This is a genomic window from Roseibium sp. LAB1 (assembly GCF_054658235.1).
Genome location: NZ_BAAGIB010000005.1, coordinates 42451 through 67016, shown reverse-complemented (window position 1 = coordinate 67016; position 24566 = coordinate 42451). Strand labels below are relative to the sequence as shown.

Genomic DNA, 24566 nt, shown 5'->3' with positions numbered 1-24566 from the left:
CCAGCCCCCTAACCCATCAGATCCGAAAGCCGGCGGCTCAGCAGCGCCGCCGTTTCTTCAAGAAGGCGTAGACCAATGACATCGACGTGACGGTTGCGCCAGGACTGCAGCTCCGTACCCTCGACCCATTGATTGAAGGCCCCCTGGGCCGGCCCGCAATGCACTTGAAAATCCACCTTGCGCGTCATGTCTCCTTTTAGCGCCCAGTCGGTCGTATCCCGGTAATAGCGCTTGAAGACGAGAGCCATGCGATGCTTGGGCATGCGCCGGGCACGTTCGATCTCGGCCTCGGGGTAGGCCTGTGCGACTTCGTCAAAGACCGCGTCGAAGCTCCGGCCGAAATACCGTTCCTCGATCTGCGCGCGCACTTTGGCGTCAATGGCCTCCAGCCCATCATGTTGCCGATAAACAGCAACGAGCTTTTCCGAACGGGCCGGAAAGAACACGCCCTTCTTCAGAACCTGGATCTTGGAGCCAAGCTCGAACATTTCGCCGGAGGGCGCGTAGGCGGTATCGTAGACATTGATGCCTTCCAGCATGTCCTTGACCGCGTCGCTTGTGCCCGCTTCGACCGTGCACTGGTTTATCGAGCCTGTCAGGAGAAAATCCGCACCAAGCACAAGCATGGCGGCCGCTGCCTCGGGCGTGCCTATGCCTCCCCCGGCCCCGACGAACAGGGGGCCAAAGGCGCAGAACTCCCGCTGCGCCGCGTCGCGGAGCTTGAGGATCGGAGGGATCAACGCGAAGGACATGCCCTGGTCCGTGTGGCCTCCGGAATCGGCCTCGACGCAGATCGCATCCGCCATTGGCACCAGCTTCAGAAGCTCGGCCTCCTCCGGCGTTATGGATCCGAGCTGCTGAAGTTTTTCAACCATCTGCCGTGGAGCCGGCGCGAGAAACTGCGCGGCAACATCCGGACGAGAAACCTTTGCAATGACCTTGTTTTCCGACCGGATCTTTCCACCATCCCGCCGCAATCCCTTCGCCCGATAGCGAACCAGCGCCTGGGTCACCTCCATGAACGCCGACGCTTCGACGATCCGGACGCCTTCCTCGAGCAGGACATCGGTCAACGCATCTTCGAGATGTGGGCGGTTGAGATGAGCGATAAAGTTGATGCCGAAGGCGGCGCCTGAAGGGATGGACGAGTGGATCTTCCGGATTTCCCTCCTGACCTCTTCAGCCGGCAGCCCGGCGGCTCCGAAGAAGCCGAGCAGGCCGGCCTTCGCCATGCGGATCACGATGTCGCTGGATGCGATACCACGATACATGGCCCCGCTCACATAAGGATAGCGCACGCCGAACACGTCGCAGAAGGCACGGGAGCCGAGCGTTTCCATGGAAACCCGGTTAAATCCTTGCCGCGCACCGTTCAGCTTGATCGGCTCCGGCTCGGGGCTCTCAACGTGGCGTTCTTCTGACTTGTCGGACTTGGCTTGCGCAACAGCGGGCAGACCGGCTGCAAGTTCGGCCTCTCCGAGCGGCCCGGCTTCCAGTTCCGTTCTCTTGAACATCGGCCGGACAACGGGCGGTCCGTCCGGTCCGATTTCGACCGTGTCTGCGAATGCAACTCCCTTCGCCAGCAGATAGCGAAGGCTCTCGCTCCAGCGGACCGGCGCGGTGATCTGCTCGATCATGCGAGCACGAATGTCCGCATCGACATGAGGCCGGGCCGTGACATTGGAAATCACCGTTGCCTGCTGCGGCGCAAAGGCAACGCCGGCAACGAATTCGGCGAATTGCGACCGGGCGTCCTCCATGAAGGGGGTGTGGAATGCGCCGCTGACCGGCAGTACCTTGTAATGCGAGGCCCCTGCTTTCAAGAACAGCTCCTCGGCATCGACAACGGCCTGCCGGCGCCCCGACACCACGATCTGTTTGGGCGTGTTGAAGTTCGCCGGAAAAATGTCGGTGACGCCCTCACCGCGCAGCAACTCTTCGACGGCAGCCGCCTCCAGCCCCAGGACGGCAGCCATGCCACCTCCCTCGGCCCGGGACATCAGGGCCCCGCGCCTGGCGACCAGCCGCAATCCGTCGGCAAAGTCCAGAACACCGGCGGCGAAAAGGGCGACATATTCCGAAACGCTGTGACCAAGCAGAAAGTCAGGCCTTTCTCCGGTCTCTTCAAGATGGCTCATATACCGGAGGCTGTTGACGACATAGAGCGCCGGCTGGGTGTATTCGGTCTGGCTCAGTTTTTCGATCGGCCCGTCCTGACAGAGCCCGGCAATGCTGTAGCCGAGAATATCGTCCGTCTCTTCGACCCGGTCCTTGAACCGGGCAAACACGTCAAGGCCCATTCCAAGACGCTGAGCGCCTTGCCCGGGGAACATGCAGACCTTCATTCCGCCTCCAACTCGGCCCCGTTTTTCACCCACTCGATTTTCCCCAGGTCCAGCTTGACCACTCGGTCGGCAACTTTCCAGTACTTTTCGTCATGGGTGGTCGCAATGACCGTTTTGCCTTCGTCCCGGAGCCTGGGAATGAGCACGTTGTAGAAGTAGTCACGGAAATGGACATCCTGTTCGGCCGACCATTCATCAAAAACACAGATAGGGCGGTCTTCCAGCAGGGCTGCAACGAGTGCAAGGCGCTTGCGCTGGCCGGTCGACAGGTGGATCCGGTCGAAATGCCCGTCCGCGAAACTCACCTTGTCGGCCAGCCCCATTTCGGCAACCAGCCGGTTCACCCGGACGGGATCGATGTCCTCCAGCCCGTAGAGCCGGTCAAACAGGTGAAAGTCGACAAAGACAGATGAAATCAGCTCCCGGTACCCGGCGATCAGCTTGCCGGCAACCGGCGCTTCGTCGACGCCAATCCAACCCGACTGGACCGGAAAAAGGCCGGTCATCATGCGAAGGGCGGTCGATTTACCACTGCCGTTGCCACCGACAAGAAAGATCACCTCGCCGCGGCGGACCGAAAGATTGAGCGGACCGACCACATAGGCCTCCGGGTCGCCGGCATTGTAGCTGAAACGGACACCGTTGAACGAAATGGTCGAGAAATCGAGGTAGGACCGGACATAGTTGCGGGCCTCGTCCGGCGTCGTTGAAGAGCCTGCCGACAATTCCCGGTCGATAGCCAGAATCGATTGCAGACCGACTTCCGCCCGCATGAACATGGGCGACTGGGCAACCGTCTTGCCGAGGGTTCCCATGCAGAACAGGAGAACCGGAACCAGCTGGAATATGGTCGCCTTGTGGCCTGCGACGTAGTCGGGAAAGGCAAAGACGACGACGCCCAGCATGGCGAACATCGTCACGCTGCCGAGCATGATCAGGGATACCCAGTGCTCGACCGATCGCACCAGCAGGCGCTCAAGGATCATCGACTTTTTCCGGTAGGCTGCGGCGACGGCTTCGCTGCGCTGCGCGTTCATGCGCAGTTCCTTGCTGCCATGAATGATGTCGAGAATGGCATCGAGCATCTTCGCCTGCATACGCTCAACGAGACGCAGAATTTCACGGTAACGGCCGTCGATGATCTTGTAGCCCATGACACCGGCACCAACGGTCGCCAGAAAAACGAGAAATGCAGCTGGCGACAGATAGAGAAGGTAGAGAAGAGCGACCATGAGCAGCGTGATTTGCTGAACCGCGTCGACTATCAGCGGAAAGGTGACCGACAGATGGTTGGTTTCCTTGGCCACCAGATTGTAGAGACGCCCCCGGTCCAGCTTGTCGACGACCAGCAGCTCCGATTTGCGCAGCTTGTCCGCGATATCCAGACGGATCCGGTTGAGCAGATCCTCGATGATCGTCATGGAGCGGATAAGGGCAAACTGATTGGCCAGGTAGTAGACGCCGAAAGCCCCGAAAAAAGCCGCCCAGGCAAGCGGCCCCGGGCTGCCCGCCCCGGCGACCGTTGCCGCAACATTGGTGACGACCACGATCAACGCCGCATTGGCACAACCGGCCACAAGGGTCAGAAGCCACATCCGACGCAGTTGCTGCGGGTCCGCACCTTTCAGGAAGTCGATCAGGGCCATCCCTATCTCTCCCCTTCCGCGAGGATCGCGCCGAGATCCAGGAACAAGCGCCGGTCGCAGCAATCCCAGTAGTGGTCGTCGTGGCTCACAGCCACGACCGTCTTTCCGCGTGCCTTGAAATCCGGAAGCATCTCTTTGTAGAACACTTCGCGGAAATGGGCGTCCTGGTCTGCAGCCCATTCGTCAAAAACATAGATTTCGCGATCTTCGAGCAACGCAACGATCATTGCCAGGCGCTTGCGCTGCCCCGTCGAAAGATCGCTTGTCGTGAAGCGACCGTTCTCGAACCCGACCTTGTCGTCCAGCTCCATCCGCTTGATCAGACGAATGACTTCTTCCGGCTCCGCATCCTCGATGCCGTACAGACGGTCGAACAGGTGAAAGTCCGTGAAGATGCAGGAAAAGATCTCCCGGTACTGCTGCCGGTTTTCGTCCTCGATTTCCAACCCGTCGCACAGGATCTGCCCTGATGAAGGCTTGTAGAGACTGCAGAGCAGATTGAGGGCGGTTGATTTTCCCGCGCCGTTGCCCCCCGTCAGGAACACCGTTTCCCCCCGGTCCAGTGTCAGGTTCAGAGGCCCGGCTTCGAAGGTGATGTTGCCGTCGGCATCCAGATACCGGAAAGTTACATCGGCGAGCTGAAGTTTGGAAAAGCTCTTGAACGGTGAACTCTCGCGCGGTGACGGACCGACGGGGTGCGGCGCGCCGTCCTCGAGCCGTTTTTCCAACGCGTAGACATGACCCAGTCCGGCTTCCGCCCGTCCCACGAGACGCAAGACCGACAGGATTGCGGCGGTTGGCCCGAGCGCGAAGACGGACGCGGCGGTTATCTTGTAGATCGTGTCCGTATAGCCGGAGAAGAAGGCTGGCAGGATGAACACAACGACACCGACCAGCAGAAAGATGAATGCATTGCTGAACTGAAGCAGGGTGACCCACTTTCCGCCCAGCCGGATCACGACATCGCGAAGCCGGCCGGTCACATCGGAAAAATGCGCGAACAGCGCATCGTTCTTGTTCGCATTCAGGCGGATTTCCTGAAAGCCGAGCGTGAAATGCATGAGACTGTCCAGCATCTCGGCTTCCCGGTAGTGAACATCTACCAGCGAGGCCGTCAAAGCCCTTTGCCGCGACAGGAAGAAACGGACACCGAGATAGGTGAAAACCGAAATCACCAGGAAGGAAATGAGGGACAGCGTCGCGATGTAGAGAAACAGGAACAGGACCAGCAGTGCGCTCTGGGCGGCCCCGATCAGCAACGGCAGGGTCTGCGACAGGTGATCGGTTTCCTGGGCGACAGTCACATAGATATCGCCCTGCCCGAGCCGTTCGAGCGTTCTCAGATCCGCCTTTCTGATCTTGCTGACGATCCGTCTGCGCGTCGCCTCCAGCCGCGACTGCACAAACCGGTTGGCCTGATGCAATGCGGACCGGTTGGACAGCAGGAATATCGACAGTGTCAGGACATAGACGATGAGGAGCTGAGGCTCGACCTTCATGCCGAGCAGCGACTGTTCGGCAGCCTCGTTGACGAGGCCGACCAGACCGGCATTTCCCACCCCTGTCAGGGTGGCCATAACAAAAATCAGCCGACGGCTTGCGGGCGGTCCTTCACGGAGCAGGCGGAGTATATTCATGCCGAACCTGCCATCGTGAATTCAGCTCCCCTAATCCGGTGACACCGGATCGCCTGACGTCGTTCCTGCGGGGTCTTTTCCGCAAATGATCCCGACCTCTGAAACGAGGTCACGATCGGCGTGAGAGCCCTTCCTTTGGGCTTCATGCTATTCGTCGGACATGACTGGCGCAAGCATTGCAACAATCGCTTGCACATGAATATTCAAAAAACTTCCCGGGAAAACCAAGGACTTCCTGCGACGCAACAGATTTTTTGTGCAGGGAACCCGGCATAGAGTGCCCCGAAGTCAGTTATCCAGCAGGTTTTTGGTGCAAGCATGCAAAATACCAACTTTGGGGACTGTCCCTTCGGCCTCCTATTGGCTAACGTGGCTTATCTTTCGGACCGGCCAAGGACACATAAAAACAGTCACCGGCTCGACTTCGGCGGCCCCATTCAGAGCGTTCGGACACCATGCAGAAAATTCGCAATTTTATTGAAGAGCAATTTCTGATTGAGTTCGATGAAAGTTTCCCCGAGACCTCGGATCTCTTCAAGGAAGGCGTGATGGATTCCTTCGGCTATATCCAGCTTGTCCGCTTCCTGGAGCAGGAGTTTGCCATCAAGTTCAGCGAACAGGAAATGACTGGCGGCGTGATGGTCAGCTTGACCCAAATCCAGCAAACGGTCGCGCAGAAAGTCGCAGATCGGACCAACAGCTGATCCAGGGCGGGCAGTAACCTCATGTGCGGTATCGCTGGCATACTGAACCCGGATCTTCGTGCAGAAACGCTTGGCGGCGACATTCGCACGATGCTCGCTCTCATCGGACATCGTGGGCCCGACGGAGCCGGTTATGTGGTCGACAACGGCTTTGCCATGGGCACCGTCCGTCTGGCGATCCTGGATCCTGCATCCGGAGCCCAGCCGTTCGGCGATCCCACTGGCCGCTACTGGCTCTGTTACAACGGCGAGATCTACAACTACCGGGAACTTAAAACGGAACTGGAAGCCAGGGGCTGCCGGTTCACGACCCGATGCGATACCGAAGTCGTTCTCAATGCCTGGATTACCTGGGGGCCGGATTGCCTGCGCAGGTTCAACGGCGGCTTTGCCTTCGCTGTTTACGATTCCAGGAACCGCGAGGTCTTTCTTGCGCGTGACCGCTTCGGAAAGCGACCCATGTTCTACGCTCAGCGGGGCGAATCCCTGCTGTTCGGGTCGGAGATGAAAGCGTTTCTGGCCGTGCCGGGTTTCTCCTTCGAACAGGATCCGGCACAACTCGCCGCGATCCTGGGCCAGTGGACGCCACTTCCCGATCAATCGGGCTTCCACGGCATAAAAAACCTGCCGATGGGACAGTGGCTTTCATTCCGCAATGGCGAGCTGACGACAAAGACCTACGCGGATCTCAGGTTCGATGAAGGACCGGATGTCACTTCCGAAGAAGAGGCTCTGGAACTGATCCGGGAACGCCTGACCCGGAGTGTCGAACTCCGGTTGCGCAGCGATGTCGAGGTAGGCGTCTATTTAAGTGGCGGCGTCGATTCCGCCATCGTGGCTACGCTTGCGAAGGACTTCACGACGAGGCCCGTGTCAACCTTTTCGGTGGAGTTCGAAGACGCGGAATTCGACGAGTCGGAAGACCAGCAGCTGGTTTCCAGTCATCTCGGCACCCATCACCATGCGCAACGCATTACCTATGCCGACATTGCGGACAACACACCGGACGCAGTCTTCCATGCCGAGATCCCGGCCTTCAGAAGTGCCTTCGTGCCCATGTACATTCTTTCAAGGCGAACGAAGGAAGAAGGGATCAAGGTCATTCTCAGCGGGGAAGGCGCGGATGAGGCCTTCCTCGGTTATGATCTCTTCAAGGAAACGCTTCTGCGCGGCAGCTGGGATGACCATACCGATGACGCCCGCCGGGCGCGGCTGAAACTGTTCTATCCACATCTGGCGCATTACGGTCCCGAGCACATCGCCGCCATGACCGGTCTTTACCAGCAATTCTCGCAGGAAAAGATGCCCGGCCTGTTTTCTCATGAGCTGAGGTTCCAGAACGGCCTGTTTTCCGCTCGCCTCCTGAAGGACGCCGGCGACCCGTTTGAAGCAATTTCAACGCTCGTTGCAGCGCAGCCCGGCTTTGCGGATCTGTCGCCGGTCGAAAAGGCCCAATGGCTTGAATACAAGACGCTTCTGTCGGGCTATCTCCTGTCGACGCAGGGGGAGCGAATGAGCCTCGCCCACGGTGTTGAAAACCGGTGCCCGTTCCTTGACCCGGATGTGTTTGCCCTGGCCACGTCCGTCAATCTGAAATTCGATGACGGCTTTTCGGAAAAGCGGCTCCTGCGCGAAGCGTTCCGCGACCGGTTGCCGGACCGGATCGTCGACAAACGCAAGTTCCCTTACCGCGCCCCGGATGCGGCCGCCTTTGCCGCAAGACGGCCCGATTATCTTGACCTCGTCCTGAGCGAGGCCGAGCTTTCGAAGCTGCCGTTCCTCAACGTGAAATTTGCTCAGCGGCTTGCAAACAAGGTCCTGACCAAACCGGCCGGGGAGATCAGCACGAAGGAAAACCAGTCCTTCCTGTATCTCTTGTCAATCAGCCTGCTCAACCGCACGTTCGTCAGACGAGAGGAGTTGCCGGAAGCAAACCTTCCGCCCCTGGAGAAGGTTGTGGATCTGGCGCAGTCTGCCGCCACTCATGTCTCCCAGGGAAATTTGAGTTCGGTGACATAACGGCGAATGCCGGCAAGAATACCGGGATCTGAAAACATGGTCCGGTTGGCGTCAAGCGCTTGCTGTCTGTCCTGAACCGGATCTCCGCTGCAACCGGCAAGATAGGACTTGTACCGGGCAAGAGCAGGCCGCGTCAGATGCCGAAGACGTGCCAGGTGCTGGCGCAGGGCTGTCTCGCCGTCCTCCGCCAGGACATCGACCAGACCCGACGACAGGGCTTCGGCAGCAGAAACCGGTTTGGTCATCAGTGTCATATAATGCGCGCCCCGGCGCCCCATGCGCCTGATCAAAAACGGCAGGACACAGGCCGGGTAGATACCGAAAAGCAGTTCGGATAGACCGAAGCTCGCACTCTTCTGCGCAATCACGATATCTGACGCGGCAACGAAACCGATCCCGCCGGCATTGGCACGCCCCTTGACCAGGCTGATCGTCACGAAAGCCCCCCCGGCCAGCTTCAGCCAGATATCGTAGAGAGGGGCAGGATCTCCGGCCGTTCCGTTTTCGGAAATTGCCTCGAAATCCCCGCCGGCACAAAAGATGTCCTCGCCTCCCTCGATCACGATCACCGTCACAGGCCTGCCGTCCGGGCCCGTGTCGGCAGAGCAAATCTCCAGCAGGTGCGAGATTTCCTCGATCATCCGGCCATTGATTGCATTGCCGACCTGAGGACGATTGAAAGCGATCCGGCATAGACCGTCGCGAAAGGTCACGTTGAGAGTGTCATACGTCATGACGCGTGTCCTCCGGTATCGGGAGCTTCGAGCACCAGCGCAGCATCCATGCCACCGAAACCGAAGGAGAGTTTCAATGCGCGCCGTATGTCATGGACAGCGGGCTCCGAACCGACCCAGTTGAACCGGCTATCCAGAGGCTTTTCAAGATTGCGCGTCGGGTGCAACAGACCTTCCCTCATCTGGATGAACACCGCCGCGGTTTCGATGGCTCCTGCGGCGCTCAATCCATGCCCCAGAATGGATTTGGTCGCATTGATCCGGGCCTCCTCCAGCCCGAGGGTCCGGTAGGTTTCGCATTCGGCGTCATCGCCTGCGGGCGTGCCGGTTGCGTGACCATTTACATAATCGATATCGGACGCACTCATGCCAGCTTCGGCCAGCGCCGTCATGGCTGCACGGACCTGCCCTGCCGAATTGGGTTCTGGCCCTCGCGCGCCATCGACAGCAAGACCGGCACCGGCAATTCTCCCATAGGGTTTACCCGCTGCAGCCAGATCCTGACGGCAGAGCACCAGGGCCGCACAGGCTTCGCCATAAATGAACCCGTCCCGCGCGGCATCCATGGGCCGGCAAGCCTGCCCAGGGCGCTCGGCAAAGCGCATGGATCCCATTGCCCCCAGCGAGCGCATGGCGTGGAGATCGTAGGCTGACAGATCCTGCAGGGCTCCTAGGGCGATGCAGACATCGACACGGCCCGACCGGATTGCCTCTCTGGCCTGAATGAGCGCCACGGCGCCGCTTGCGGACGCAGCACCGAGTGAATAGGCAAACCCGCGGATCTCGAAGGTGGACGCACATAAGCCGCAGATGTCCGTATCGAGGAACATGTGTGCATGGCGCGGAGGCACATAGGCAAGCCTTGCCGAATAGTCCTGTGCCGCCAACGCCTGTTCCCGGGACATCAGGTTGCTGCCGCCGACGACAAGCCCGATCCGCTGAGGATCAATGTCGTCCAGTCCCCCGTCCTGCCAGGCTTCCTGCAGGACGGACAGCGCAACACGGCCGCTGAAGGACGCTGTCCTGGCAAGGCGCGGTGCCAATACCTCGGGAGGTTCCGGCATTTCCACACCGATGAAAGGCGGTTCACCTTCCGCTGGCCCGCGCCCTTGGCGCGTCAGGCGGGAAAAGATGTCGGGCGCTTCGTACAGTCCTTTCCGAAATGCCGTCTTGCCGTGGCCAAGGCCACAGGCAACGCCAATTCCGGTTACTGCGACGGTCACAGGGTCATCCAGCGCTCTTGTTGAACAGCAACTCGGCAAGTTCCCCGATGTTCTTGGGACCATGCAGCTGGACCATCGGGATCTTCAGGCCGAGTTTTTCCATGGTCGACAGGATAACCTCGCTACGTTCGATGGAATCGACACCAAGTTCCGCCATCGAATCCTCGGGGGTGATGGGCTGATCCGCCAGTTCAGGCACGGTTTCACGTATCTCCGCGATGACTATGTCCGCGATTTGCTTGCTGTCCAAAGGCCCCCCCTGACGTCTCGTCAGATCCAGATATAGTTTCGGTGGTAGTCTTTTACGGTATCGAGAACAAGGCGGTCTTTCTTTCCCGCAGCCGGCCACGCGCCAGGAATGATCCCGTGGTCAAGTTTCGTATCCTTGGTGCCGAAACGAATAACGGATCCACCGGAAAGCAGCTCTTCATATTCGGCGATGGAAAGCCGGTATCGCTCATCGAGAGACTTTGAGATCTCCATGGACCGCAGTTTCTGCCTGCTCTGCGCAGTCGCCACGCCGCTGAAGAACTCCGAACAGCAACCCGACCCGTAGGAAAACAGTCCGATGCGGACCGGTTCGGTAAGGTCCACTGTATCGATGGTCCCTGCCAGGGCTACGAACACCGACCCGCCAGCCGTGTTGCCCACCCTTTTTCCATAGGCAAGGCTTGGTCCCAGCCGCTTGTCAAAATCGTCAGCGATTTCCTGAGGTTTGGCCTTGTAGAGTTTTCTCATCAGGTGACGATGCGCGCCCTTCACCATACCGCCGAAGGGCGTATGGAAGCAAAGCTGTGAAAAGGTCTCACGGAAATCGGCCCCCTCGACCCTGCGGGAATAATCCTCGAAGGCTCCGGCGCAGCAATCCAGGTAGGCCATCAGGGAAAGATCGGCATCTCCGGCTTCCGTGTCCGGCCCCGGGCGGCAGGTATCCATCACCTCAAAGGCGTGATTGCCATAGGCCCCCGGATCGATCGAGAAGATATGCGGCCTGTCGGACACCAGCATGGCCACGGCGCCGGCGCCTGAACTTGGCTCCGAATAGGCCCATTCCTGCACGGCATTCGCATCGGCAAGAGCGAACCTGGAGATATCGGTGGTCACCACCAGCGCTTTCCCGCCCGGGGAGGTCTGGGCCAGAACGAAGTTGACCGCCATTTGCAGCCCGGCACCACCCGAATAGCAGGCCTGCTTTATCTCGAAGAGACGGCAGTTCGGCTTCAGGTTCAGATGCTTGTGAACATAGGTGCTGAGTGACTTGCCGAAATCGATCCCGGATTCGGTGCAGGTGATCACCATTTCGATCCGGTTTCGCTCGTCCTCGCTCAAGCTGTCGACGATTGGCCGGGCGGCATTGACCGCAAAGGTAACCGGGTCCTCGTATGGCAACGCGACGGTCTTTTCCTGCATCAGGAGGTTCTCGAAGCGCGGCAGATCCAGGCCTCGATGGGTGCAAAGTTCGCGCACATCAAGCGCAGCCATGCCAACGAAGACATTCATGGCTTCGATACCAACGGGGCGGCTCATGCAGCTGTCCTTACGTGCAAAGGCAAGACCCCGAGACCGCGGGCATTCATCCGGTCGAGCCGCCATTCCGGCGGCCCCGCCAGTTCAATGTGCCGGTATTTCCCAAGAACCGAGGAGAAAGCGATGTGGGCCTCAAGGCGCGCCAGAGGTGCACCTATGCAAAAATGCGCTCCGCCACCAAAGGTGAACTGTGCATTGGCCTGCCGTCCAATATCGAATTCGTCGGCGCGTTCGAAGCGCGCGGGATCCCGGTTGATGGCGCCGATCAGGCCGATCACCGGCGCTCCTTTGGGAATGCGCGTGCCTTCGACATCGAACTCCTCCAGGGCAACGCGCAAAATCATGTTGCCGCCCGGTTCCATGCGCAGGAATTCCTCGATAGCGGTCCGGGTCAGCCCGGGGTCTTGTCGCAGGCGCTCCAGTTCCCCGGGATGGCGAAGCAGGAGCAACATGCCGTTCCCGATCAGCGTCACGGTGGTCTCATGTCCGGCTACCAGCATCGACACCAGGTTCGTCAGAGTCTCGTCTTCATCCAGCGTTCCGTCGAGACGCGCCTGGATCGCCAGCCTCATCAGATTGTCTTCCTGCTTGTCCTGACGCTGCCTGATCTGGTCTCGCAGGAAATCCTTGAAGTCGCGAAGGGCGTCCATGGCCTCGCGCTTCTGCTCCGGCGTCATCAGGATATCGCCAATTCGAATAAGCGACGCACTCCATTTGCTGATCGTGACATCGAGGCTATCAGGTATGTCGAACAGTTCACACAGCACCCGCAGCGGCAGAGGCGCCGCGAAGGCGTCGATGAAATCGACCTGGCCGTCATCGGGCATCGCAGCCAGCAACCGGCTGGCCTGTTGTTCGATCATGGGCACGAGGCGCGACATGGCCTGTGCCCGAAAGGCCGGCTCATAGACCTTGCGCATCCGCCTGTGTTCGTCGCCGTCACAATTGATCATCTGCGGCTGGAATTCGCTGAAAAGACGAAACCCCACCGGGTCATGCTGGCGGTAGTCGTCGGACGTCCACCCTCCGAGCCAGTTGCGCGTGTCCCGGCCCATCGCGGTGGATTTGGAAATGCGGCTGAAAGCCTTGTGTCCAAGTACGAAATAGATCCCGCTGCGTTCATCGAACTGAACCGGCCCACCGGCCTGCAGCCGACTTAGTGTCGGATAGGGATTTTCCAGGAAATCCCTGTCGGACAGGATCGACCACCAGTCGATATCATGACCATCTTCGGGAGCGCCCGCTGTCTTTGGCAAATTCCCTTCGACTGGATGGTTTTCGGTCATGAGAGCTCGCATGCGGGAGGGATCTGGGCTGGACTTTTACATCCTTTCCGTGAAGTGTTTCCCAAGCGCCCGTCGGCGTCAAGGAAGTAGGTAACAATCCCCAACGCCATGAAAATAAAAGCCATCAGCGACCTGCATCTGGCAAGCCCTGCCAATCGCGACGCGCTTCTTGATCTGCCCGCCTTCGGCAGCGACTGGCTGATCGTCGCCGGAGACATTGCAGAAAAGTTCGAGCACATGCGCCTGGCGTTCGACGTCCTGACGCGGAAATTCGAAAAGGTCTTCTGGGTTCCGGGCAATCACGATCTCTGGGCCATTCCGGAGGAACGGGGCCACCCGGCGCTCGCCGGAGAAAACCGTTATCGTGCGCTCGTCGATCTGGCCCGGTCATTCAACGTCGTGACCCCTGAAGACCCCTATGAAGTCTGGAAGGGGCAAGGCGGCGAGCATGTCGTCGTGCCTCTGTTTCTCCTTTATGACTACAGCTTCCGACCGGACCACATCGATCGCGAGACCGTCGTCGCCTGGGCCCGGGAAGAAGGCGCCGTTTGCGCGGATGAAATGTTCCTCGATCCCTCCCCCTGGACAAGCAGGGACGAGTGGTGCGAAAGGCGTATCGAGGAAACCGAGCAACGCCTTGCAGGGATCCCTGAAGGCATGCCGACAATCCTGATCAACCATTTCCCCCTGCGCAGCGACCTTATTCACATTCCTCGGGCACCGCGCTTCACGCCCTGGTGCGGTACGCGCAGGACCGAGGACTGGCACATCCGCTTCAATGCAAGCGTCGTCGTGTCAGGTCATCTGCATACACGCCGCACCGACTGGCGCGGCACCACCCGGTTCGAGGAAGTATCCCTTGGCTATCCGAGACAGTGGGATCAAAGCATTGGTATCGAGCCATATCTGAGGGACATTCTGCCCGCCTAGCGGCCCTCCGCAGCGGACATCGCTTCAGTTGTGGGTGTCGGCAAGATCAAGCAGATAGGAGAGCGGTGCGGGCTGTGAATCGACGATCAGGCTGGATTTGTCGGGATGGCGCACGGCCAAAGCCATCAGATGTTCCGGCCCGGGACGGTAGCGCTCGAAGTGCCAGTTGGCGGCTGTGTCGGCCAAATCGTCCCGGAAACTGATCTCGTCCGTTTCCAGATCGAAGGCGAAGGCGTCGAGAGGTTGCGACAAGCCTTTGCCGATGGCTTTCACATAGGCTTCCTTGAGGGTCCAGAAGCTGAGGAACGTATCGAGTTTCTCCGTTCCCGTCGCGACCTCGACCTTCAGACGCTCGCTTTCGGCGAACATTCGCTTGGCAAGATCATCCGCCGGCGCATCGCGCTGCAGCCATTCCACGTCAACGCCGATATCATGTTCCCGCGCCAGGGCAACGGCTGCCAGCCCGCGGGTGTGGGAAATATTAATTCGGTACCGGGGCTGTCCCGGCGGACAGATAAGCTCGGGCTTGCCATGGTCTTCAACACTGAAGCGCCAGCTTCGGGGCAGTTCTCCGAGACAGTAGCTCAACAGGCCGCGGCAGGCCGCATGCGCGGCGATGTAAACCTGCCTGTCTCGCTCGAAATGGAACCTGTCCGATCGCTCCTGCTCTTCGTCGATCAGGATGCTGTCGAGCTTTTCCCAGTCTGCATCGCGGATCTCGTCCAGGAACAGCCACCACACCGCCACGCGATCAGGTGACAAGAGCTGCTTGCCGTTGGCGACAGGTCCATGCGACAAGAAGCCGTGAGTTTCCGGATTGCCCCTCAGGGTCTTTTGCATGCGTTCATTTTCCTCCGCCTTGCCCACGGCCTTTTGCTTTGCGGGACAAGGATCTCAGTACTATCACATGGCAGCCGACCTTTTTAATGCCGCCCCGGTGTTCAGACAGTGGATGGAAATCGGTGACCGGATCGTAAAGACGACGCAAGGCTTTTCACCTCTTGAAATCATCTATTCCACCAAACACAGCCTGAGCGAGCCGTTCGACCATCTCGAGCATTCCCACCCGGCTCTCTTCATGACCCAGTTTGCCGCGGCAAAGCTGCTGCAGAGCAAAGGCATTCGGCCCGATCTTCTGGTCGGGGTCAGCCTGGGCGAGTTCGTTGCCATGAGCCTGGCCGGCATGCTGCCCTTCGAAAGAGCCCTCAAGGCCCTGGCCCACCAGCCCTCGGTTTTTCGCAGGACAACGTCAACCGGCACGCTGATCGCAATCCTGGCACCGCAAGAGGTTCGTGAAAGATCGCCGGTCCTGCAGGAGGCGACGGAGGTTGCCGGCGTGAATGCGGAGCGCCACTGTGTCCTCGCCGCGCCAGAAAGCGAGGCGGAGCGGGTGATTGCGGAATTGCGGCGGTTGGACATTCCCTTCCAGCGTTTGCCGGTTCCGTTTGCCTTTCACTCCCGCTGGATCGAGACCGCCCGGGAAGACTATCTGAACGCGGTGAATGGTCTTTCCTTTGAAACGCCGTTCTGGCCGGTCTGGTCGGCCTGTCTCGGACAGACGGTGGACACCGCCGATGGCGCTCACCTCTGGCGGATCGTGCGCGAACCGATGCGGCTGCACGACACCATCGCGGCGATCGAGGCGAAAGGCGGAGCAAACTATATCGACCTCAGCCCGACCGGTACCTTCGCATCTATATTGCGACAGGAAGTGAGCGACGGGTCCTCGTCGGCGTTCTCCGCGGTGATGTCCCCATTCGGTGGCGACCTGAAACGGCTCGACACCATTGTCCGCTCCGCTTCCGGCGGTGCAGCGCTCCACACCAGCGGCTGAGTCGGAAGGGCATTGCTGTCGAGGGCCATTTGAACGGCGCGCGAAGGGATGTCACAGCGCCGACCGCCGTGGCTGCGGTCAGCGCTGTGGGGAACGCGAAGCTAAGAGCGTTATTTCATGACCTCCATGATCAGATCGCCAACATTGGTTGGAAAGGACGGGTTCGACCGCATCAACGCGGCGGCCCGTCGTCCCTCTTCCAAATTCCTGATCTGGCGGCGCAGTTTGGGGATATCGGTAGCCGGGGCGCCCAGCCCGAACGCCGGAGCGCCCAGGGTGACCCGGCCACTGTCCTGTGCCGCCGTCAGGCGCTTTTCGCATCGGCACGCAGCGCTTTGCGAAACTACCCCGCAAGAAGTCTTCACGAAGCGGGTAACCTCCTGCCGGGCGCGGCTCAGCCTTTGCCGGTAGGCGGCGGCGGATATCTCAAGCGCCTCCGCCGCCTCGCTGTCGGACATCTCGAAGATGTCGCCCAGCACATAGGCAATACGCAGGCTGCGGTTGAGGCAGGTCAGCATCGCCAGCGTGCAGCCGATCTTGATCTCTTCGATCGCGATGGCCGTGATCACGCTGTCGGTCTGATCGTCGTCCGGAACGACGAGCCCGGTTTCCAGATCGTTGGCGAAATCATCGAAGCTCATCCGCATCGCCTCCACGCGGCTGCGCTTGCGCATCCCGACAAGGTGCCGGGATGCGACTTTCAGCGCCCAGCCCCCCGCGGCCCGGTCGTCGCGGATTGTGCCGAGATGGGTGATGATCTTGATGAGAATTTCCTGCGTGGCGTCCTCGGCGTCGGCGGAATGCGCCAGCATTCGCATGGCAAGCCCATAGACCGGACGCTGCAAGGACCGCACCAACGATGCCAGCGCCGCGCGGTCTCCTTGCCGCGCGGCGCTCACCTGTTCGGGATCCAGATGGATCATGCCTCGAGCCGAGCCTGAAGCGACACCAGCTCTTTGGCCAGGGTCTTTTTCTGTTCTTCCAATGCACCCTCCAGCATTTCAAGAGGCACCGGCGGTGCCATCAGAACGAAGGAATAGATCGACGTGTCGCCCGCATCCTCGGTCACCCGCGAATAAGCCGCCCCCATTGAGCCGTCGGGAAAGGTCATGATCCAGTCGACCGTCCCGTGTTCGGCGGAGGCGCGGGTTTCCAGCCGGATCGGAACCGCCCCGTTCGGGGTGACCAACTCGGCGCTTTCGGCGTCAGCGGATTTGAACGCGTTGGTCCATTTGGGCAAATTCGCCGGGTTGGCGATAAAGGCAAATACCTCCGAGCGAGGTTTCGCGATGCTGATGGATTGCACGTCGTGGGTTTTCATCTTTTCGTCCTCAGTGACCTGCGCCGGGCCAGTCCCGGCCGCATGTAGAGAAAGAGGCAGCGGTGCGGGAGACTGTGACAAAGAAAGTTGGAAAAAATCAGCGACGGGGTGCGCACCCGGTCAGCGCTTGCGATAGGCGGCAGCCTTGGCCCTGTTGCCGCAGACCTCCATCGAGCACCAGCGCCGCTTGTGGTTCTTGCTGATGTCGAGGAAATACAGCGTGCAGGTCGGCCCCTCGCAATTGCGCACATAGCGGAAATCAGCCTCGGTGATCAGGCGCGCGGCGGCAGTCGCGATCCTGACGATCAACTCGCGCGGATCTGTCAGCGGATGCCTGTCGACAAGGATAAGGGGCTGCGCGGTGAGGCCGTCCAATTCCGTGGCGGGTGCGATCTGCAGGAAACGCGCACCCCGCGCGAGGATCGTATTGATCTCGGTAATGACGGGATGGCCCGCATCCGTCAACTGGCTGCCGCGGACATCTTCTATGAAGGGCCGTAACCTCTCGCGGAAGGCAACGATCTCTTGCCGTGCCTCTTCAAGCGCGGGCGCGGCGGCAGCTTTTCGGAAAGGAGCCAACTCAGCCTCCGAGGCAAGCTCCGCGGCGACCAGCCAGTCCAGCAGATCCGGGCCGGTCTCCAGCCAGTCGTAGCGCATGGATCGCGGCATCGCGACGCTGTTCAGGAAATCCAGCGCGGGGTTTTCTCCGACGAAGAACGGCGCCGGTCTGGGGTCTTGTGTCATCTGGTCCTCCGTCTGCGAGTCGAGGGCACGATCCGCTTTGATAACCGTTATTTCCAGATTTCACCAGTTACATTTTCGCACACACCATCACGTTAATGTAACTGTCTATAATTTCTATAAGCGGTTACTAAATAACTGTCTAAGTGGTTTTTACTGGTTACTAACGATGCAACATGAACCGATCATCACCAAGCAGATCCCCCGTCGCGGCGGGCTTTGCACCTGCCCTGCTTGCCTCCGCATCCTTCGCAGGCAGCTTCGGGCGCTGATCGCCCGGGGTGCCAACGACCCCTTCTTCACCATGGAGGCCGTGACCTGCCTCCAGGTGCTGCTACCGGGCGGTGAGACGCGCATCTTCGACGCCGGTCATTTCGCGCTGGCAACACATGCTCCGGAAATCAGCGCCACCATCCACGACGTCTTTGACCACTGACCTCAACTCACCGACCCCAATCGAAAGGAACGACGCATGACCAAAATTCTCTATATCGCGGCATCGCCGCGCGGCCCGATGTCGCAATCCGGCAAGCTTGCCGAGGCTTATCTCGCGGCGCGGCAGGCGGCCCAGCCGGACGTTGCCATTGACCGGCTCGAGCTGTGGAACGCTGATCTGCCCGAGTTCGACGGCGACAAGGCGGCGGCGAAGATGACCTTTTTCGGCGTGGGCGACATGGACGCGCCACGCCAGAGTGCCTGGGACCAGGTGGTTGCCGTCACCGACCGCTTCATCAATGCGGATGAATATGTGCTGTCGGTGCCGATGTGGAACGGCGGCATCCCCTACAAGCTCAAGCAATATATCGACATCATCACCCAACCCGGCCTGCTGTTCGGCTTCGATCCCGAAGCGGGGTACAGCGGGTTGCTGAGCGGCAAGTCGGCGCGGGTCTTCTATACCTCAGGGGTTTATGCACCGGGGGCACCCGCCAAATATGGAACCGACCACCATTCGACCTATCTGGGCTGGTGGCTCGACTTCATCGGCGTGAGAGAGATCGAAACCGTCCGGTTCCAGCCTTCACTGCTGACCGCGGACCCGGCCGGAGACCAGATGAAGGCGCTTGAGCGCGCACAGGGCCTTCTCCTGCAACAGGCCTGATGGCAAAGGTCCCGCCCCGGCGTATTACGACGCCGGGGCGGCAGCGCGCGAAGAACTGTGAGGACCTCGCCCGGATATCAATGGTACTGGAATGCCGGTAGCGGCGAGCCCGACCGTAATGTCGAACAGAGGGAAATCAAGCTGGCGACCGCGATAGCACGGCCCGTTCACGCCGGAACCCAGGTCACGAGGAAGCAACCTCTCGCCTCACCGCAGCAGGTTGATTGAATTGGCGACTTCCATCAGCCTTGGCGCGATTTCATTGTGAACGCGTTCGAGCGACCATTTTTGCGAAGACACGGAACACTGTACGGTGCCCGCGACCCTGCCTATCCGGTCAAACACCGGTGCCGCGATACCAATTTCATTGATGATGTTCTGGTTGACCGCAATACCGTATCCCTGTTGCCCGGCTTCCTCAACTTCCCTTGCAATCTGCGACCGATCCGTCACCGTCCGGGGCGTAATCTTGTCGATTGGCCAGGTCTCCAGCGCTAACTGGCGTTCTTCCTCGCTCATATGGGCCAGCATGATGCGGCCGGACGATGAACTCAGCGCTTGCACCTTGTTGCCGACCACCATGGCTCCGAAACTGGTGAGCTGGGTCGGAATGCGGATGACATAGATGATGTCGGAGCCGGCGAGCCTGGCGGCATTCACCCGCTCACCGAGATCGCGGCTGAGGTCGATCAGCTTTGGCATGGCCAACTGGACGAAGGGATCGGACCACAAATAGGCGGCCGCGAGTTCCAGGAACTTCAGGGACGGCCGGAACCGCCTGCTTTCCGGATCCTTTTCGAGATAGCCGGTCTTGTGAAGTGTGTTGGTGAACCGCTGCGCCGCGCTCTTGTCCATTCCGACGATCTCGGCAAGCTCCGTCAGGCCAAGCTCGGTGCGATGCGCATTGAAGGCGGACATGATCCGCAGCCCCTTTTCGAGTGACCCGACGAACAGCGTGTCCTGCTTTTTCTGAATTGGTTTCGCCACTTAATTAGCCTCGCCTAACTTTAGGGCACTCCCACGCTTGACAAAAAGCGAGAATAAAATGCACTCTATGATTATAAAATAATAAGTATTAAATAATAATACAACAAAAACCAACCAGAGGGTCGGCTAAGGGCCGGTTTTGAACAGATGAATCCAATCATAGCGACAGGTGCGATCGCTCTTGCCGCCGCACTCTCCAGCGGTCAGGCATTTGCAGACAAGGCGGATGACACACTTCGCACAGCCTTTTCAAAAGAACTGGAAACCACCGACTTCTACTTCCAGTCGGCGCGTGAAGGCACGATCCTGGCTCGTCAGGTCTGGGACGGTCTCGTGTACCGCGATCAAAAGACCGGAGAATACATCGGCAACCTGGCGTCTTCCTGGGAGTGGATCGACGACACCACACTGGAATTCAAGCTGCGTGAAGGCATCAAGTTCCACAATGGTGAGGAGTTCGATGCCGACGATGTCGTCTACACCGTCAATTACGTCGTCAATCCAGACAATCACGTGGTCGTTCCCGGCAACGTCAACTGGATGGAAAGCGCGGAAAAGATCGACAAGTACACCGTGCGGATCCACACCAAAGGTCCCTTCCCGGCAGCGCTTGAATACTTGGCCGGGCTGGTGTCCATTTATCCGAATGAATACTACGCCGAGGTCGGGCCGACCGGAATGGGTCAGAAGCCCGTCGGAACGGGGCCCTACATGGTTGAAAGCGTCGACCCCGGCAAACACTACGTTCTCAAGAAGTACGACGACTATCACGAAAGCCCGAAAGGCAAAGCCTCCATCGGAACCATCGATATCCGCACCATTCCGGACGTGAACACGCAGATGGCCGAGCTCTTCTCCGGGGGCATCGACATGATCTGGAACGTTCCGTCCGATCAGGCCGCTCAGCTCAAGACGATGGACCAATTCACCGTCTCCAACGAGAGCACCATGCGGATCGGGTACATCACGATGGATGCCGCCGGCCGCGGCGGTGAAAATCCGTTCCAGAAAAAGGAAGTTCGTGAGGCCGTTGGATATGCCATCGACCGTCAGGCCATTGTCGACAACCTTCTCCAGGGCAGCTCGAAAGTTGTTCCGTCCGCCTGCTACCCGAGCCAGTTCGGCTGCGAGCAGGACGTAAAAGCCTACCCGTACGATCCCGAGAAGGCCAAGGAGTTGCTGGCTGAGGCCGGCTATCCGGATGGTTTCACGATCGACTTCTATGCCTACCGCAACCGGCCTTATGCGGAAGCCATGATGGCCTATCTGGCTGAGGTCGGCATCAAGACCGATCTCAACTACCTGCAATATTCAGCACTGCGTGAAATGCAGCAGAAAGGCGATGCCGGCTTCGGGTTCCTGACTTGGGGCTCCAACTCGATTGCCGACATCTCGGCCATCACCAGCCTCTTCTTCAAGTTCGGCAACCAGGATTTCGCCCGCGACGAAGAGGTCAAGAACTGGCTGGATGCCGGTGACACGACGGTTGACGGTGAAGTTCGCAAGGAAAACTACTCCAAGGCGCTGAAGAAGATCGCGGACGAGGCTTACTGGATCCCGCTGTTCTCCTACAACACCAACTACGTCTTCACGACGGAAGTCGACTTCTCGCCGACGCCGGATGAAATCGTCCGCTTCTTCGAGATGAGCTGGAAATAAGACGGCCCTGCCGTCCTGGTCCCGCTCGCTACCGGAGAGCGGGGCGTCCCTCGTGTTGGAGTGCACTTCATGCTTGCCTTTGCTCTCAAGCGGCTTGGCCTGGCCGTTCTGGTGACGTTTACCGTTTCGGCGATAAGCTTCTCGCTTCTACATCTTTCAGGAGATCCGGCCACCGCGATCGCCGGAGAAAACGCGACCGAAGCCGATATTGCAGCAATAAACGAACAGTATGGTTTCGACCGGCCTTTTGCAGAACAATATGCAGAATGGCTTTGGAGCGCCGTACAGGGTGACTTCGGCCAAAGCTATTACTTCAAGCTTCCGGTTGCAGAACTTATCGCCGACCGTCTATCCGTCACGATGACGCTTGGCGTATGCGCGATTTCCTTCGCGCTGCTGACGGCCGTTCCGCTCGGGGTCCTTGCCGCGATCCGGCCAAACTCGCTGATCGACCGTGTAGCTCTCTTCATATCAGTCGCCGGCCAGGCCATGCCAAGTTTCTGGTTTGGGCTGATCATGATCGTTGTCTTCTCGATCAAGTTCCGCCTTCTGCCACCGTCAGGTTCCGAGACATGGCGGCACTTCATCATGCCGACGATCGTGCTCGGCTACTACGCCATGCCCGCGATCATGCGGCTCACTCGTGCCGGAATGCTGGAAGTGCTGAACGCTGATTACGTCCGCACAGCGCGGGCCAAAGGGGCAGGTGCAGGACGAGTGCTGTTCAAACACGCTCTCCGAAACGCAATCGTTCCGGTGGTATCGCTCTCGGCAGTGCAGATGGGCTTCATGCTCGGTGGCTCCATCGTCGTGGAATCCATTTTCGCCCTGCACGGCGCAGGGTATCTCGCATGGGAATCCATCGGCCGTCACGACCTGCCGACCGTTCAGGCTCTTATCCTGATCTTTTCCTGCTTCTACATCCTCTTCACCTTGCTGTCGGACCTGGCAAACGCCTGGCTCGACCCGCGCATCAGGGTAGGCTGATATGACGAGCGCCTCCGCACAAACCCCAGAAAGCATCGTCGCTGTCAGCCGCAACGTCCTGCTTCGCCGCCGCGTCTTCGGGCATTACAGCCTTCTGTTCGGCCTTGCCGTCCTCGGCCTCGTCGTCGCAGCGGCAGTCTTCGCTCCGTTGCTGGCAGAGCACAGCCCCTACACGCAAAATCTCGCAGCCAGAATGAAACCGCCCTTCTGGATGGCCGGGTCTGATCCTTCCCATCTGCTGGGCACCGACCAGCTCGGTCGTGACTACCTGGCTCGCCTGCTCTACGGCGCCCGCATATCGCTGTTGATCGGTATTGTCACAGCCCTTATCTCCGGTCTCATCGGCACCACGCTTGGTGTTGCTGCCGGTTATTTCGGCGGCAAAGTCGATCTTGCGGTGACGTTCCTCATCAACGTGCGCCTCGCAATGCCGGTGGTTCTGGTAGCCCTTGCCATCGTTGCCCTGTTCGGCGGTTCGCTTCAGATCGTCATCCTGGTGCTGGGCTTCCTGCTCTGGGACCGTTTTGCTGTCGTCATGCGTTCCTCCGTCATGCAGATACGTGGATTGGAGTACGTCAATGCAGCGCGCGCAATCGGCTGCTCCACGCCGCGCATCCTGCTTTCGGAAATCATGCCCAATGTGGCCAACAACCTCATCGTGGTCATGACGCTTGAAATGGCGCACGCCATTCTTCTGGAGGCCGCGCTTTCCTTTCTGGGCCTGGGCGTTCAACCACCCACGCCTTCCTGGGGCCTGATGATTTCAGAAGGCAAGGAAATGATGCTGTTCCAGCCCTGGCTGATCACCATTCCGGGCATTGCCCTCTTCCTTCTGGTTTTGGCGATCAACCTCCTCGGAGACGGGCTGCGCGATGTCACTGCACCGGAGGCCAAGGGATGAACGCCCCCATTCTCAACGTCAAAAAACTGACAGTCGATATCCCTCTCAGTGGCGGTACGCTGCATGCGGTGCGCGGCATCGATTTCCAGTTGAACCGCGGCGAAACCCTTTGCATCGTCGGTGAATCGGGATCGGGCAAATCGCTGACATCTCTTGCCGTCATGGGCCTGCTCGGTAAACGGCTGCAGGTCAGTGCCGAGATGATGGAATTCGACGGCCGTGACCTCGGATCGATGCCGCAGAGGGAAATGCAGGCGCTCAGGGGCGACCGCATGGCGATGATCTTCCAGGAGCCGATGACCTCGCTCAATCCGGCTTATACGATCGGCGACCAGCTCTGCGAGGCGCTGCGCCTGCATCGCAAGGTGTCGAAGGGGGAGGCCATGGCACGTGCAGCCGACCTTCTCGGCAAGGTCGGTATTACGGCAGCGGAAAGCCGTCTCCGGCAATTTCCGCACCAGCTTTCCGGCGGCCTGCGACAACGGGTGATGATTGCCATGGCGCTGATGTGCGAACCGGATCTGATTATCGCCGACGAGCCGACGACCGCACTCGACGTGACGATCCAGGCTCAGATCCTGCGCCTGCTCGCGGACCTCAAACGAGAGATGAACATGGCCCTGATCCTGGTCACGCACGACCTCGGCGTCGTCGCGCGCATCGCCGACAAGGTGGCGGTGATGTACGCCGGCGAAATCGTGGAAAGCGGCTCCTCAAAGGCAATTTTCGACACTCCTGCCCATCCTTACACCCGCGGGCTGCTCAACTGCATTCCGGTGCCCGGAAAGACGAAACCGGGCGAACCGCTCGGGTCCATCCCCGGGATCGTTCCATCCCTTGTCGGCACCGTCTCGGGATGCGCGTTCCGCAGCCGCTGCGAACTGGCGGTGGAGGCCTGTGCCACGACCGTTCCGGAACGCTCTGCCAGTGGCGAGCACATGTACCGCTGCATTCATGAACCGCTGAAAAGTGAGGTGGCGTGA

The 24566-nt window shown here is 59.6% G+C and carries 23 protein-coding genes; 10 read left to right on the top strand and 13 right to left on the bottom strand.

The window, feature by feature from the left end; all coding sequences use genetic code 11:
- Positions 1–8: 8 nt before the first annotated feature.
- The 3 genes from fabD to ACYQ54_RS24985 are packed head-to-tail and all read right to left on the bottom strand — an operon-like array spanning position 9 to position 5628.
- Complete coding sequence (gene fabD, locus ACYQ54_RS24995; protein ID WP_460087333.1) at positions 9–2345, bottom strand: ACP S-malonyltransferase; 2337 nt, start codon at positions 2343–2345, stop codon at positions 9–11.
- Positions 2342–3991 (bottom strand): ATP-binding cassette domain-containing protein, encoded by a 1650-nt coding sequence (locus tag ACYQ54_RS24990; protein ID WP_460087332.1) that lies wholly within the window; start codon positions 3989–3991, stop codon positions 2342–2344. The genes fabD and ACYQ54_RS24990 overlap by 4 nt, the downstream gene beginning before the upstream one ends.
- Before the next feature lie 2 nt (positions 3992–3993).
- Positions 3994–5628 carry a cyclic peptide export ABC transporter gene (locus tag ACYQ54_RS24985; RefSeq protein WP_460087331.1) on the bottom strand — a complete coding sequence of 545 codons (1635 nt, stop codon included), beginning with the start codon at positions 5626–5628 and terminating at the stop codon, positions 3994–3996.
- 455 nt (positions 5629–6083) lie between these two features.
- On the opposite strand from ACYQ54_RS24985, the gene ACYQ54_RS24980 reads away from it, so the two are divergent.
- Positions 6084–6332 (top strand): hypothetical protein, encoded by a 249-nt coding sequence (locus ACYQ54_RS24980; protein ID WP_460087330.1) that lies wholly within the window; start codon positions 6084–6086, stop codon positions 6330–6332.
- 21 nt (positions 6333–6353) lie between these two features.
- The gene (gene asnB, locus ACYQ54_RS24975) at positions 6354–8351 is read left to right on the top strand and encodes an asparagine synthase (glutamine-hydrolyzing) (protein ID WP_460087329.1); all 1998 of its coding nucleotides are present in this window, start codon (positions 6354–6356) and stop codon (positions 8349–8351) included.
- Here asnB and ACYQ54_RS24970 read toward each other — a convergent pair.
- The 5 genes from ACYQ54_RS24970 to ACYQ54_RS24950 are packed head-to-tail and all read right to left on the bottom strand — an operon-like array spanning position 8315 to position 13121.
- On the bottom strand, positions 8315–9085 hold the full coding sequence (locus ACYQ54_RS24970) for an enoyl-CoA hydratase/isomerase (protein WP_460087328.1): 771 nt from the start codon (positions 9083–9085) through the stop codon (positions 8315–8317). The genes asnB and ACYQ54_RS24970 overlap by 37 nt on opposite strands.
- Positions 9082–10308, bottom strand: a complete 1227-nt coding sequence (locus tag ACYQ54_RS24965; protein WP_460087327.1) for a beta-ketoacyl synthase N-terminal-like domain-containing protein — start codon at positions 10306–10308, stop codon at positions 9082–9084. Before ACYQ54_RS24965 ends, ACYQ54_RS24970 begins: the two co-directional genes overlap by 4 nt.
- A gap of 4 nt (positions 10309–10312) precedes the next feature.
- Positions 10313–10558: an acyl carrier protein gene (locus tag ACYQ54_RS24960; protein WP_460087326.1), complete on the bottom strand. Its 246-nt coding sequence runs from the start codon at positions 10556–10558 to the stop codon at positions 10313–10315.
- Positions 10559–10578: 20 nt separating this feature from the next.
- Entirely contained in the window at positions 10579–11835 is a 1257-nt protein-coding gene (locus tag ACYQ54_RS24955; RefSeq protein WP_460087325.1) for a hydroxymethylglutaryl-CoA synthase family protein, read from the bottom strand.
- Positions 11832–13121, bottom strand: a complete 1290-nt coding sequence (locus ACYQ54_RS24950) for a cytochrome P450 (protein ID WP_460087323.1) — start codon at positions 13119–13121, stop codon at positions 11832–11834. Before ACYQ54_RS24950 ends, ACYQ54_RS24955 begins: the two co-directional genes overlap by 4 nt.
- 108 nt (positions 13122–13229) lie before the next feature.
- On the opposite strand from ACYQ54_RS24950, the gene ACYQ54_RS24945 reads away from it, so the two are divergent.
- On the top strand, positions 13230–14051 hold the full coding sequence (locus tag ACYQ54_RS24945; RefSeq protein ID WP_460087322.1) for a metallophosphoesterase family protein: 822 nt from the start codon (positions 13230–13232) through the stop codon (positions 14049–14051).
- Positions 14052–14075: 24 nt separating this feature from the next.
- Here the strand turns inward: ACYQ54_RS24945 and ACYQ54_RS24940 are convergent, their stop codons facing one another.
- Entirely contained in the window at positions 14076–14891 is an 816-nt protein-coding gene (locus ACYQ54_RS24940; protein WP_460087321.1) for a 4'-phosphopantetheinyl transferase family protein, read from the bottom strand.
- Here ACYQ54_RS24940 and ACYQ54_RS24935 point away from each other — a divergent pair.
- Positions 14890–15885: an acyltransferase domain-containing protein gene (locus tag ACYQ54_RS24935; RefSeq protein ID WP_460087320.1), complete on the top strand. Its 996-nt coding sequence runs from the start codon at positions 14890–14892 to the stop codon at positions 15883–15885. The two genes, ACYQ54_RS24940 and ACYQ54_RS24935, sit on opposite strands and share 2 nt — an antisense overlap.
- Positions 15886–15995: 110 nt before the next feature.
- Here the strand turns inward: ACYQ54_RS24935 and ACYQ54_RS24930 are convergent, their stop codons facing one another.
- The 3 genes from ACYQ54_RS24930 to ACYQ54_RS24920 all read right to left on the bottom strand — a co-directional run bounded on the left by ACYQ54_RS24930 (position 15996) and on the right by ACYQ54_RS24920 (position 17950).
- On the bottom strand, positions 15996–16808 hold the full coding sequence (locus tag ACYQ54_RS24930) for an RNA polymerase sigma factor (protein ID WP_460087319.1): 813 nt from the start codon (positions 16806–16808) through the stop codon (positions 15996–15998).
- Positions 16805–17206: an SRPBCC family protein gene (locus tag ACYQ54_RS24925; RefSeq protein ID WP_055661508.1), complete on the bottom strand. Its 402-nt coding sequence runs from the start codon at positions 17204–17206 to the stop codon at positions 16805–16807. The genes ACYQ54_RS24930 and ACYQ54_RS24925 overlap by 4 nt, the downstream gene beginning before the upstream one ends.
- Positions 17207–17326: 120 nt before the next feature.
- A complete protein-coding gene (locus ACYQ54_RS24920) occupies positions 17327–17950 on the bottom strand; it encodes a CGNR zinc finger domain-containing protein (protein ID WP_460087318.1) in 624 nt (207 codons plus the stop codon).
- 166 nt (positions 17951–18116) lie between these two features.
- Here ACYQ54_RS24920 and ACYQ54_RS24915 point away from each other — a divergent pair, with 166 nt between their 5' ends.
- Both ACYQ54_RS24915 and ACYQ54_RS24910 read left to right on the top strand, forming a co-directional pair.
- Positions 18117–18383, top strand: a complete 267-nt coding sequence (locus ACYQ54_RS24915) for a hypothetical protein (protein ID WP_460087317.1) — start codon at positions 18117–18119, stop codon at positions 18381–18383.
- Positions 18384–18419: 36 nt separating this feature from the next.
- Positions 18420–19049 carry an FMN-dependent NADH-azoreductase gene (locus tag ACYQ54_RS24910; RefSeq protein ID WP_460087316.1) on the top strand — a complete coding sequence of 210 codons (630 nt, stop codon included), beginning with the start codon at positions 18420–18422 and terminating at the stop codon, positions 19047–19049.
- A 207-nt stretch (positions 19050–19256) separates the two neighbouring features.
- Here the strand turns inward: ACYQ54_RS24910 and ACYQ54_RS24905 are convergent, their stop codons facing one another.
- Positions 19257–20036: an IclR family transcriptional regulator gene (locus tag ACYQ54_RS24905; RefSeq protein WP_460087315.1), complete on the bottom strand. Its 780-nt coding sequence runs from the start codon at positions 20034–20036 to the stop codon at positions 19257–19259.
- Between the two features lie 147 nt (positions 20037–20183).
- Between ACYQ54_RS24905 and ACYQ54_RS24900 the strand changes: the two genes are divergently transcribed.
- The 4 genes from ACYQ54_RS24900 to ACYQ54_RS24885 all read left to right on the top strand — a co-directional run bounded on the left by ACYQ54_RS24900 (position 20184) and on the right by ACYQ54_RS24885 (position 24566).
- A complete protein-coding gene (locus tag ACYQ54_RS24900; protein ID WP_460087314.1) occupies positions 20184–21695 on the top strand; it encodes an ABC transporter substrate-binding protein in 1512 nt (503 codons plus the stop codon).
- A gap of 69 nt (positions 21696–21764) precedes the next feature.
- Entirely contained in the window at positions 21765–22682 is a 918-nt protein-coding gene (locus ACYQ54_RS24895) for an ABC transporter permease (RefSeq protein WP_460087313.1), read from the top strand.
- Between the two features lies 1 nt (position 22683).
- Positions 22684–23583 (top strand): ABC transporter permease, encoded by a 900-nt coding sequence (locus ACYQ54_RS24890; RefSeq protein ID WP_460087312.1) that lies wholly within the window; start codon positions 22684–22686, stop codon positions 23581–23583.
- Positions 23580–24566 (top strand): ABC transporter ATP-binding protein, encoded by a 987-nt coding sequence (locus ACYQ54_RS24885; protein ID WP_460087311.1) that lies wholly within the window; start codon positions 23580–23582, stop codon positions 24564–24566. Before ACYQ54_RS24890 ends, ACYQ54_RS24885 begins: the two co-directional genes overlap by 4 nt.

Excerpts from the sequence above, each read along its gene's own strand:
- ACYQ54_RS24910 (WP_460087316.1), top strand. The coding sequence starts at position 18,420 with ATGACCAAAATTCTCTATATCGCGGCATCGCCGCGCGGCCCGATGTCG.
- ACYQ54_RS24925 (WP_055661508.1), bottom strand. The coding sequence starts at position 17,206 with ATGAAAACCCACGACGTGCAATCCATCAGCATCGCGAAACCTCGCTCG.
- ACYQ54_RS24990 (WP_460087332.1), bottom strand. The coding sequence starts at position 3,991 with ATGGCCCTGATCGACTTCCTGAAAGGTGCGGACCCGCAGCAACTGCGT.
- ACYQ54_RS24920 (WP_460087318.1), bottom strand. The coding sequence starts at position 17,950 with ATGACACAAGACCCCAGACCGGCGCCGTTCTTCGTCGGAGAAAACCCC.
- asnB (WP_460087329.1), top strand. The coding sequence starts at position 6,354 with ATGTGCGGTATCGCTGGCATACTGAACCCGGATCTTCGTGCAGAAACG.
- ACYQ54_RS24940 (WP_460087321.1), bottom strand. The coding sequence starts at position 14,891 with ATGCAAAAGACCCTGAGGGGCAATCCGGAAACTCACGGCTTCTTGTCG.
- ACYQ54_RS24950 (WP_460087323.1), bottom strand. The coding sequence starts at position 13,121 with ATGACCGAAAACCATCCAGTCGAAGGGAATTTGCCAAAGACAGCGGGC.
- ACYQ54_RS24970 (WP_460087328.1), bottom strand. The coding sequence starts at position 9,085 with ATGACGTATGACACTCTCAACGTGACCTTTCGCGACGGTCTATGCCGG.
- ACYQ54_RS24895 (WP_460087313.1), top strand. The coding sequence starts at position 21,765 with ATGCTTGCCTTTGCTCTCAAGCGGCTTGGCCTGGCCGTTCTGGTGACG.
- ACYQ54_RS24935 (WP_460087320.1), top strand. The coding sequence starts at position 14,890 with ATGCGTTCATTTTCCTCCGCCTTGCCCACGGCCTTTTGCTTTGCGGGA.
- ACYQ54_RS24900 (WP_460087314.1), top strand. The coding sequence starts at position 20,184 with ATGAATCCAATCATAGCGACAGGTGCGATCGCTCTTGCCGCCGCACTC.
- fabD (WP_460087333.1), bottom strand. The coding sequence starts at position 2,345 with ATGAAGGTCTGCATGTTCCCCGGGCAAGGCGCTCAGCGTCTTGGAATG.
- ACYQ54_RS24885 (WP_460087311.1), top strand. The coding sequence starts at position 23,580 with ATGAACGCCCCCATTCTCAACGTCAAAAAACTGACAGTCGATATCCCT.
- ACYQ54_RS24930 (WP_460087319.1), bottom strand. The coding sequence starts at position 16,808 with ATGATCCATCTGGATCCCGAACAGGTGAGCGCCGCGCGGCAAGGAGAC.
- ACYQ54_RS24985 (WP_460087331.1), bottom strand. The coding sequence starts at position 5,628 with ATGAATATACTCCGCCTGCTCCGTGAAGGACCGCCCGCAAGCCGTCGG.
- ACYQ54_RS24890 (WP_460087312.1), top strand. The coding sequence starts at position 22,684 with ATGACGAGCGCCTCCGCACAAACCCCAGAAAGCATCGTCGCTGTCAGC.
- ACYQ54_RS24955 (WP_460087325.1), bottom strand. The coding sequence starts at position 11,835 with ATGAGCCGCCCCGTTGGTATCGAAGCCATGAATGTCTTCGTTGGCATG.
- ACYQ54_RS24915 (WP_460087317.1), top strand. The coding sequence starts at position 18,117 with ATGCAACATGAACCGATCATCACCAAGCAGATCCCCCGTCGCGGCGGG.
- ACYQ54_RS24945 (WP_460087322.1), top strand. The coding sequence starts at position 13,230 with ATGAAAATAAAAGCCATCAGCGACCTGCATCTGGCAAGCCCTGCCAAT.
- ACYQ54_RS24980 (WP_460087330.1), top strand. The coding sequence starts at position 6,084 with ATGCAGAAAATTCGCAATTTTATTGAAGAGCAATTTCTGATTGAGTTC.